The following is a 10,339-nucleotide window of genomic DNA, read 5'->3' as shown; positions in this document are numbered from 1 at the left end:
GGCATCAGTCAGACAAGGTCAGCTTTCGCAATCCCGCCACGATCAGCTGGATCGACAGAATGATGAGGATCGCGTCCAGGGCCCGGCGAAAGCCGTGGTCATCGATCCGGTTCAGCAGCAGCTTTCCCGCCAGCGTGCCAAGAAAGCCCGCCGCGATCATCACCGCGACAAAGGCCAGCCAATGCGCGAAGGCAAAGCCCAGCAGGCCGAAGGCCATTGTCTTGACGCCGTGCTGCACCGTCATCAGCGTCGCGTGGGTGGCGACATGGGCATGGCGCGGCAGATTATGCGATTTCGTATAGGTGGCGACGAACAGCCCCGTCGCCCCGAAGAACATGGTCAGAAAGCTGGACACCGCCCCCACCAGCAGCGGCCAGTCGCGCAATCCGCTGGGCGGTCGCCCGATCACCGACCAGATCACGAAACAGCCGACGCCGATCTGCACCCAGGCCGGCGGCAGGCTGACCACGATGGCACCTCCCGCCGCCGCGCCGATGACCGAGCCCGCCGCGAAGGCCGGGATCGCGGGCCAGAAGATCCTGCCGAACGTGATCAGCGCCCGGCCCAGATTCGATCCGATCTGGATCACGCCATGTGTCGGGATCAGCGCGGCGGGCGGCACCAGGATCGCCATCACCGCCAGCAGGACGCCGCCGCCGCCGATGCCGAAGGCCACGGTGATCAGCGAAGCCGCGAAGCTGGTCGCGACAAGGACCAGAAAGACGATGTCGGTCATCCCGTCGGGCAGGAACCATGCGGGGATCATCGCGGGCTTGCCCCTGTGGGCGCAGGTTGTAGCCTGTAGCCCGCCGGATGGGGGCGGCGAGGATGCGCGTGGATTATCTTGGCCTCGAGGCCTTCGTGGCGATCGCGGACCATGGCTCGTTCCATCGCGCCGCCGATTCGCTCAGCCTCAGTCAGGCGGCGCTGTCGCATCGGCTGCGCAAGATCGAACAGGATCTGGGCGCGGCGCTGCTGATCCGGACCAGCCGCGAGGTGTCGCTGACCGCGATCGGCCAGGGGCTGCTGCCCGAGGCGCGGGCGCTGCTGAAGGCGTTGCAGGATACCTATGAATCCGTGCGGACCGGCGCGCAGCGGAAGGCCAGGCGGCTGGCCTTTGCCTGCCTGCCCTCGATCGCGAATGTGCTGCTTGGCGGAGTGCTGGACAGAATGGCGGCGCGCCGGCCCGAAATCTCGTTCGAGGTGCTGGACATCCCCGTCGCGCAGATTTCCGAGGCGGTCAGAAGCGGCGAGGCGGAATTCGGCGTGACCATCATGTCGGCCGAACTGGCCGACCTGCGGCTTCGTCCCTTGGTGGACGAAGAATACCACCTGTTCGTGCGCCACGATCATCCCCTGGCCGGCAAGCCTCATGTCGGTCTGCCGGATCTGATCGGTCCCAGGCTGGCCAGGATCCGGTCGCAATCGAAGAACCGGCAATTGCTGGACGCGGCCTTCGGCGATCTGCGCGACCACCTGCACTGGCATTTCGAGGTCCAGAACGCGACCATGGCAATGCGCCTTGTCAATGCGGGCGTGGCGCTGACCATCCTTCCGCGCAGCGCCATCGGCATGGCGCCGGCCTCGCTGGTCGCGCTTCCCTTTCACGGAGTCCGGCTGCAGCGCACGCTGGGCATCGTGTCGCGGCGCGCGGTTCCGATCTCGGGCCAGGCCAGCGAATTGCTGGGCCTGATCAAGGCCGAGATGCTGGAACGGTTTTCGGCCCATGTCGATGTCAGTTCCGATCGCGCGTCCAGACCGCGGGATTGACCATGTCGAAGGGCTCGCCCCGCGCATGGGCGTTCACCAGATCGTAGATCTGGCCGAACTGCCGGTCCAGTTCCTCGCGGGTGATGAAGCCGATATGGGGGGTCGGGATGACGCCGGGATGGGACAGCAGCGGGTCGGCCGGGTCGGTCACCGGCTCTTGCGGGAACACGTCCAGCGCGGCGCGTTCGATCCGCCCCGCCTCCAGCGCCTGCAAGACCGCGCCCTCGGCGATCAGCCCGGCCCGCGAGGTGTTGATCAGCAGCGAACCGGGGCGCATCGCCATCAGGTCGCCTTGCGTGATCTCGGCCCGCGTGTCGGGCGTCAGCCGCTTGTGGATCGATACCACGTCGGATTGCGCGAAAAAATCCCGCCGCGTGGCGGGCAGGTCCTCGCCATCGGCGGCGGCGCGGTCGCGGCCCTGATCGGATGCCCAGAACCGCACTTCCATGCCCATTGCGCGGGCAAAGCCCGCAACCAGTTTCGCGATCCCGCCATAGCCGTAAAGCCCCAGTCTCTGGCCCGCGACGTTGCGGCCCAGCGGCGCGGCGCCCTGCCAATGCCCGGCCCGGGCCGAGGCGATCTGGTCGGGCAGATAACGCAGCCCCGCGATCACCAGCCCCATGGTCAGTTCCGCCGTGGATCGCGATGCCCCGTCGCGTGCCTTTCGGGCGCAGAACAGGATGCCGGCGCGGGTCAGCGCATCGGCATCGACATGGCCATGCTGCCCCCGCATCGCGATCAGCCGGGGACCGCCCTGCAGCCGGGCGGCCAGAGAGGCGGTCACCGCCGTCCGGTCGCGAAACAGCACGACCGCATCGGCATCCGACAGGCGCCGGGCCAGAACCTCGTCATCGGCGGCGCGGTCGGTCCAGATCGTGACCTCGTGGCCGGCCAGCAGCCCGAACGAGGGCAAGCCGCGCAGGCTGTCATACCAGTCGTCAAGAATATGGACCTTCACAGGAATGCCTCGATCGCGACAGGGTGTTCGGTTCCGCTATGGCCGTCGGGATGGGCGCGCCGGATGACCGGCGATGCCACCATGTCGGATACCGGAACGTCGATCAGCATCGGTCCGCGCCGGGCGGCAAACCGCTCGACGATGCCGGGCAGCGCCGACAGGTCGTCGACACGGTATCCCGCGATGCCGAAACCGCGCGCGATCGCGGCCAGATCGGTCCGGCCGAAGACCGCGCCGGCATCCGACAGACCCTCGTGGCGCAGCTTGTGGATCTCGGATCCGTAGGCACCGTCGTTCAGCACGCAGATCAGGATATCCAGGCCGTGGCGGCGGAGTGTCTCCAACTCCTGAATGTGCATCAGCACCGATCCGTCCCCGTCGAACAGGACGATCCTTTCGCCCGGCCGCGCGGCGGCAACGCCCATCGCATAGGCGATGCCGTTGCCGATCGCGCCGAATTCGCGGATGGTCAGAAAGCGGTCCCAGGGCCGATCCATCTGCGCGAAGAAGAACGAACAATGGCCCGATGAATTGACCATCTGCCAGTCCATCGGCAACACCTTGTCCAGCACCGAGACCACATCGCGCGGATCCAGCAGGCCCGGCTGGGCCGGGAATGTCGCGGTATCGGCCGGCGTCGTCGCGATGGCATCGGCCAAGTCCGCGCTGCGCCAGCCCTGCCGTGGCGAGGCGCGGCGCGCCAGCGCCTGCGCCGCCAGCCGCGCATCCGATCGCAGATGCCGTTCGGCAGCCACCATGCCCTGACTGACCGCGCGGGGCGCGGTGTCGATCTGCACGATGCGGGCCTTGGGGAACAGCTTGCCCTTGTCCAGGTTGTGCTGGGTCAGGCTGCATCCGAAAGCCAGGACCAGATCGGCCTGGGCAAACAGCGATCGGGCCAGCGCGGTCGAGAAGCCGCCCGCAATGCCCAGCGAGAAGGCATCGCCGTGAAACAGGCCGCGCGCGGGCAGGGTCGTGGCCATCAGCGCGCCGATCCGGTCGCCCAGATCGCGGCAGGATGCGGCGGCATCGGCATCGGCGGCACCAAGACCGGCCATGATGACGACACGCCGGGCCGCGTCGATTTCCGCCAGCAGCGCATCCAGATCGTCGCTGCCGGGGGGAATCGGCCCCGTTCGCGGCATGATCTCCGCCGATGGCCGGGGCAGGCATGCCGGCGGCGCGATCTGCCTGGCCTGCAGATCGAAGGGCACGCCGAGGACGACGGGGCCGCGCGTCTCTTTCGCCTCGACAAAAGCGTCGCGGATCGCCTCGGCCATGCGCGGGACGTGGTGCAGAGCCCGGTAGCGGGCCCCGGTCGCGGCGATGAAGGGCGCCTGGTCGATGGCCTGGTTGTACCATGCCGCGCCCAGCGGCGCCTCGCCCGCGAAGATGACCAGCGGCAGCCGGGCGCGCGCGGCGGCGGGCAGGGCGGTCAGGACCTGCGTCAGCCCCGGCCCGCAGGTCACGGTCGCGACACCGACCCGGCCGGACTTGCGCGCAAAGGCGGTCGCGGCGGCCACGGCGCAATGTTCGTGGCGGACATAGGTCATGGCGACCCCGCGCCCGGCAAGCGCGGTGGCCCAGTTCATGTTGGCATCGCCCAGCAGCGCAAAGCAGGTATCGACCCCTTCGGCGACGAAGCAATCGGCCAGATGTTCGAACAGATGCATCCTCAGCGCGTCCAGATGGTCGCCGGAATCAGGACCTCGCCCCGTGCCAGCAGGCGCGCGGTGCGGACCACCCCGGCCGACCGGATCGCGACCGCATCGCCATCGCGCCGGAAATCGACCAGCACATCGAAGGTCCCGGTGGCGTGTTCGATGCCGATATTGACGGGCGATGGCCCCCGCGCGGCCGAATCCACCAGGCCGTCGGCCACGGTGCCGGGCGTGATCGCGCAGGCGGCGATGCATTGCGCGCCGGTCACCGCCATCGAGGGATGGCAGGACCACGGCATGAAATAGCGCGCGGCGATGGTGCCGCCATGGCGCGGTGCGGCCAGCAGGGTGATCTTGGGCGTGACCGATTGCGACACGTCGCCAAGGCCCATCATCCGCCCGGCCTTGAGGCGGATCGGCTCCACCCGGTCATAGAAGTCGCGCCTTTCGTCCAGCTCGGCCTGGCTTTCATGGCCGGTCAGGCCGAAATCCGCCGCCCGCGCCATCATCACCGGCATGGCGACATCCATGCAGGTCACCTCGATCCCGTCGATGACGTCGCGCAGCCTGCCGGTGGGCAGCAAGGCGCCGGTGACCGATCCCACCGTTTCCATGAAGCCAAGCGCGATCGGCGCGGCACTGCCGGGCACGCCGGCGATTTCGGTGCTGCCGCCATATCGGACCTGACCGCCCGGCGTCTGGATCCGCGCCTCGACCACCGCGCCGGTATTGACCGCGTGGATGCGCACGACCGTCTCGTCGTCCCGCGCCGCGATCAGACCCATCTCGATCGCGGCGGGACCGACGCCCACGAGGATGTTTCCGCAGGTCGGGCGGTAATCGACCTCGCGCCGGTCGACGGCGACCTGCGCGAAGTAATAGTCGATATCGCAATCGGCGCGTTCCGACGGCGACAGCATCGCGACCTTGGTGGTGACGGCGTTGCCGCCGCCGATGCCGTCGATGTTCAGCGGATGGCCTGCGCCGACGATGGCCATCAGCACCTGCGACAGCGTCTGCTGGTCCTGCGGCAGATCGCTGCGGCGAAGATAGGGTCCGCGCGAGGTGCCGCCGCGCAGGAAATGATAGGGGATCGCGGTTTGGCTCATCTGGGGTGCCTCAGGTCAGGGGCCAGGGAAGGTCGGAAAGCGTCTGCAGGTATCCCGGCGGCAATTCGCGCCCCAGAAAGCCCGCAAGCCCGGTGATGAAGGCAAGCCCGATGGCGGTGGCCAGCAGCGTGCCCGGCCAGCCAAAGCGACCCCGGACCCGGAAGAAGGCCAGCAGAAAGATCGCCAGCGCGATGAACAGCCCGAACACGAAGGTCATCGCGACCAATGCCCCGAACCATGTCAGCGTCGACCACAGGCCGTGCGGTGCCTCGCCCTCGGTCCCGCATTCGAGGTCGATGAAGACATCGTCGGTCGCGGGCGTCATCGCCATCCGGGCCAGCAGCAGCAGCGCGCCCGCCAGCGTCACCAGGCCGATGGTCAGCGGAAAGACCCGGTCCTGCAGGCGGCTGACGCCCCAGGCATCCAGCGTCGCGATCGCGACATAGGCGGTGACGATGCCCAAAAAGATCAGCGGCGCGGTCTTGGTGCTGGTCGGCGCCTCGATATTTTCGCGGATGTTCTTGGACGCCCGGATCCCCACGATGACCGAGACGATTGTCAGCACCAGCAAGGTGATCGTGATCGGCGACAGCAGGTAATCCCAGCCGGCTTCGGACGAGCGACGAAACCGGGCCCCGGCGATCTGGAAAGCCTGGTTGACGAAGATCTCGGACTGGTTGCTGAGGACGAAACCGATGAGGAAGGCCGGCCGCGAAAAGTCGAACCGCCGCAGCAGGATACCCAGGATGCCGATGCCGACCAGCGCCGCAAGATCCAGCGCCGACTGACGCGACTGGAAAGCCGCGAAGGCGATGATCGTGAACAGATAGGGCGCGATGATGGTAAAGCGGATCGTCGTCATCCGCGCGATCCATTTGGACAGCAGGATGCACAGCCCCGCGCCGATCACGTTGGCCAGCGCCAGCGACCAGACGATGGTGTAGGTGATGTCCAGATTGTTGCGCACCATCTGCGGTCCCGGCGTCATGTTCAGCAGCGCCAGACCGCCAAGAAAGATCGCCATCGACCCCGATCCGGGGATGCCGAAGATCAGCGTGGGCACCAGCCCGCCGCCCTCTTTCGCGTTGTTCGAGCTTTCGGGCGCGATCACCCCGCGAATGTCGCCCTGGCCGAACTGCGACTTGTCTTTTGCCGTCTGCACGGCCGATCCGTAGGCCAGCCAGTCCACCACGGATCCGCCCAGACCGGGAATGACACCCACGATCACGCCGATCACCGCGCAGCGCAGCGACAGCCAGCGATGGGTCCACCAGTCGCGCACGCCCTGCGTCCAGCCGTCGCCCAGCGTCCCGCCCTCGGCGATGGCCCTGTCCTGCCGCAGAAGCGAGACGATCTCGGGCACCGCATAGATGCCAAGGCCCACGATCACCAGTTGGAAGCCATCGACCAGATAGGGCAGGTCATAGGTGGACATGCGCAGGCTGCCGCCGGCTGGGGCGGCGCCGATGGTGCCGAACATCAGCCCCAGCCCGGCCGCGACCACACCTTTCAGCGGCACACGACCGGCAAGGATCGCGACCATCGACAGGCCGAGGATCGTGATCATCAGCATTTCGGGCAGGCCGAATGCAAGGATCAGCGGCCGGGCGATCAGGATGAAGAAGGTCAGCACGATCGCGCCGCACAGACCGCCGAACAGCGACGAGGCGAAGGCCGCCGACAGCGCGCGCGCGGCGTGACCCTGTTTGGCCAGGGGAAAGCCGTCCAGCACCGTCGCCTGGCTGGCGGATGATCCCGGTATGCCCAGAAGCACGGACGAGAACGTGTCCGAGGTCGGAATGACCGCGATCAGCCCGATCATCAGCGCCAGCCCCGAGACCGGTTCCATCCCGTACATGAAGGGCAGCAGCAGCGCGAGCCCGGCGATGCCGCCCAGTCCGGGAAGCACCCCGATCGAGAGGCCCAGCAGAACGCCTCCGACAAGATAGACCAGCTGCATCGGTTGGAAGATCAGGGCGAAAGCCTGACCCAGACTGGGCAATGCCTGCAGGAAGGTCTCCACGACGCTCTCCGTTTGCTGGGGAAAATCGGCGCCGCCCGTCCATCGGCGGGCAGCGCAGGCTGGCAGAAGACGCCGGCCATCACTCCAGGGTGATGTCGTAGTCCTCTTTCAGCCAGTCGAGAACGTATTGCTTGGCTTCAGGCGTGATCGACGTGGCCTGTTTGGTCGCCTCGACCGCCGCATCGCCCACAAGCTGCGGATAGGCGCCCAGAACCTCGACCGCGCGATCCTTGAAGTCTTCGGCAGTGGTGATTTCGCGCAGCGCCTTGACATAGGTATCGACCACCTCCTGCGAGGCCGAGGATGGCAGGAAGATGGTTTTCTGGTTGGCAAAGCCCGCGACGAAGAATGCCTTGTAGGCGTCCCAGGCCACACCTTCGGTTTCGCATTCCGCCGTCGCCTCGCAGACTTCCTTGAAGCTGGGCAGGTCCGGGAAGGTCGGGTCGCGGACGATATTGCCCTGTTCGTCCAGCGCGCCCCAGGTAAAGATCGGCACCGCCAGTCCGTCATCGACCAGCGGCTGCACGTTGGCCAGATAGGCCGCCGAGGTCTGGTAATCGATATTGGCCTCGCCACGTTCGAACATCAGCCGCCCATCACCGCGCCCCTCGACGCCAAAGACAGGATCGACCTGCATTCCCAGCATCTTGAAGGCCAGCAGCGGCACCAGATCCAGCGTCGTGGCCCCCTGGCTGCCATACAGATACGGCTCGTCCTTCAACTCGTCCATGTCGCCGTCGAACCGTTCGCCCAGATCCGGCGGCAGATAGACCACGCCGCCGGTGGCCGAAGCCAGGACCGGCTGCCAGTCCCGATATTCATAGCGGACGCGCGGATCGCCCAGAAGATAGGGAAACTTGGTCGATCCCGAATCGCCGAAGATGGTCAGCCCGTCGCCCTCATCCTGCTGGCCCTGAAACCAGTTCGCGCCCTCGGTCGAGCCGGCGCCGGGACGGTAGCGCACGACCACGGTCGGCGCGCCGGGCAGCGCCTCGGACAAGAGCGGCGCGTAGAAATTGGCCCATTGCGCCGATCCGCCCGATTCCGAAAAGGGAATGGTGTATTCGACCGTCTTGCCGTCGAAGGATTGCGCGGCGGCGGTCTGCGCCGCTGCGGCGACCGCAGCCGCCGCCATCGCCGTCAGAATGAACGAACGTTTCATGAATTCCTCCCGTTGGTATGCGCGCCTCTCTCTCCTCCGGCGCGCTGATTTTCCGGCTGCATGGCACCCGGTCTGACGAGAATGGCAAGGCCCGTGCAATAACTCAAACGCAATTAAGGAAATGTCGGATGCATGAAACTTATTCCTTGCGTCGCGACGGACGGCAAGCGGATGGGCGATGGACGCCGCGGATCGCGACGCTGCCGGGACACCCCGGACGGTCTCAATCCTCCAGCAAATCGGTGGCCGGGTTGTCCGCGATCTCGACATCGGCGTAATAGCTTTGCGCCTGGTTGACCGATCGGTGCAGCGACAATTGCATCGCCGCGACCAGCGGCGCGCCCTCCAGCGCGGCCTGGGTCAGAAAGCCCGCGCGCAACCCGTGGGCGCTGGCGAAATCGGGGGGGTAGCCGGCCAGTTCCAGCCGGTGTCGCACGATCAGCCGGAAACCGTCGGCCGACAGCCTTCGGAGCAGCGGGCGGTCGGCCAGGCTGACCGGGCGGAACAGCGGCCCGTCCTTGATCCGGGCCGCGGCGATCCAGGCCATGACGGCGCGGGCCGCGCGGCCCTTCAGGGGCAGGCGAGGGGCGGTCTCGGGTCCGGTGGTCTTGGTGGTCAGAAGGCGGATCCGCAGCAGGGCCTTGTCCTGAAAGTCGCGATCGTCGATGTCGTCGCGGTTCAGCGCCACGATTTCCGACCGTCTCCGACCGCCCGAGGCCCAGCCCAGCATCAGCGCGGCACGGTCGCGCATGCCGCGATGGCTGTGGTCGCAGCTGGCCAGCATTGCCTCCAGCACGGCGCGGGTGATCGGGTTTCCCGACTTGGGCGCACGGGGCCGGGCAGCGGCGCGGCGGGCGCGGCCGCGCGCCTGCGCGACCAGCGGCGCGTCGAAGGGCGAAGGAAGGTTCTTCATCCGGTGAAAGGCGCGCCAGCTGGCGATGCGGCGATCCAGCGTGGATGGCGCCGGACAGGCAAGGCTGCGGCGCAGACCGGCGGCGATCAGCGTATCGGCGGCCTGCCGCGCGGGGCCCTGTGCCGTCGACAGGTTGGCGGCGTGATCCAGAACGAAATGCAGCGCGACCGTCTCGGCCTCGGGCCAGGACAGGTCGTCGGCAAAGCGGGCCAGCTTCCAGGCGGCGATATAGGCAAGGTCGCGTTCCCAGGCGCGCAGCGTGTTTTCAGGCGTGCCGCGACGATAGAGTTCGGCCAGCGCGGCCTCGTCGGCGGAAGACAGCGAGAAGGGCGCGAGAGGCAGATCCATGGACGCGAGAATGCGGTGACGCATGGGACGCGTCAAGAATGCGATGAGGGGGCCTGTCGCGGGCGGCGGGGCAATTTCGGTCGGGGCCGAAGCGATCCGCATGCAATTTCTTTCGTGCCGATCCTATCTGATTCTTGTCAGCGGGTGAGTGATTCTCAACAGACAGAATCTTGCGGCCGCGCGACCGGCGTGATCCAAAGCGTCTGGAAATCTGCCCCGGTGCCAACGGTCAATGCCGATCGGAGGATTTTCGGTCTCACATATCAGCAAAAACCGGGGTTACCGGGGGGCGAGCCATCTCCGGTCACATCATTCGGGCGCTTCTCGTCCTGGCGATCTTCCGGAAGATATTGATCATTATTCCATTTCCGGCAATCCTGGCCATATCCTGGCCA

General features: G+C 67.0%; 8 protein-coding genes. 1 reads left to right on the top strand and 7 read right to left on the bottom strand.

Features of this window, described 5'->3' with window-relative positions:
- Nucleotides 1-4: 4 nt before the first annotated feature.
- Nucleotides 5-766, bottom strand: a complete 762-nt coding sequence (locus tag B4L36_RS00280; RefSeq protein WP_292950698.1) for a sulfite exporter TauE/SafE family protein — start codon at nucleotides 764-766, stop codon at nucleotides 5-7.
- 68 nt (nucleotides 767-834) lie between these two features.
- Between B4L36_RS00280 and B4L36_RS00275 the strand changes: the two genes are divergently transcribed.
- Nucleotides 835-1,770 (top strand): LysR family transcriptional regulator, encoded by a 936-nt coding sequence (locus B4L36_RS00275; RefSeq protein ID WP_292950696.1) that lies wholly within the window; start codon nucleotides 835-837, stop codon nucleotides 1,768-1,770.
- Here the strand turns inward: B4L36_RS00275 and B4L36_RS00270 are convergent.
- The 6 genes from B4L36_RS00270 to B4L36_RS00245 all read right to left on the bottom strand — a co-directional run bounded on the left by B4L36_RS00270 (nucleotide 1,736) and on the right by B4L36_RS00245 (nucleotide 9,944).
- The gene (locus B4L36_RS00270; RefSeq protein WP_292950694.1) at nucleotides 1,736-2,728 is read right to left on the bottom strand and encodes an NAD(P)-dependent oxidoreductase; all 993 of its coding nucleotides are present in this window, start codon (nucleotides 2,726-2,728) and stop codon (nucleotides 1,736-1,738) included. The two genes, B4L36_RS00275 and B4L36_RS00270, sit on opposite strands and share 35 nt — an antisense overlap.
- Nucleotides 2,725-4,401 carry a thiamine pyrophosphate-binding protein gene (locus tag B4L36_RS00265; RefSeq protein WP_292950692.1) on the bottom strand — a complete coding sequence of 559 codons (1,677 nt, stop codon included), beginning with the start codon at nucleotides 4,399-4,401 and terminating at the stop codon, nucleotides 2,725-2,727. The genes B4L36_RS00270 and B4L36_RS00265 overlap by 4 nt, the downstream gene beginning before the upstream one ends.
- A gap of 2 nt (nucleotides 4,402-4,403) precedes the next feature.
- Nucleotides 4,404-5,498: a 4-oxalomesaconate tautomerase gene (locus tag B4L36_RS00260; protein WP_292950690.1), complete on the bottom strand. Its 1,095-nt coding sequence runs from the start codon at nucleotides 5,496-5,498 to the stop codon at nucleotides 4,404-4,406.
- 10 nt (nucleotides 5,499-5,508) lie between these two features.
- Complete coding sequence (locus tag B4L36_RS00255) at nucleotides 5,509-7,521, bottom strand: tripartite tricarboxylate transporter permease (protein ID WP_292950688.1); 2,013 nt, start codon at nucleotides 7,519-7,521, stop codon at nucleotides 5,509-5,511.
- 79 nt (nucleotides 7,522-7,600) lie between these two features.
- A complete protein-coding gene (locus tag B4L36_RS00250; protein ID WP_292950686.1) occupies nucleotides 7,601-8,683 on the bottom strand; it encodes a tricarboxylate transporter in 1,083 nt (360 codons plus the stop codon).
- A 223-nt stretch (nucleotides 8,684-8,906) separates the two neighbouring features.
- A complete protein-coding gene (locus tag B4L36_RS00245; RefSeq protein WP_292950684.1) occupies nucleotides 8,907-9,944 on the bottom strand; it encodes a tyrosine-type recombinase/integrase in 1,038 nt (345 codons plus the stop codon).
- Between the last annotated feature and the right edge of the window lie 395 nt (nucleotides 9,945-10,339).

Origin of the sequence: Paracoccus sp. UBA889 (assembly GCA_002294185.1) — a bacterium.
Lineage (GTDB): Bacteria > Pseudomonadota > Alphaproteobacteria > Rhodobacterales > Rhodobacteraceae > Paracoccus.
Note: the sequence above shows the minus strand (reverse complement) of the source record. Positions and strands in the feature narration are given on the sequence as shown.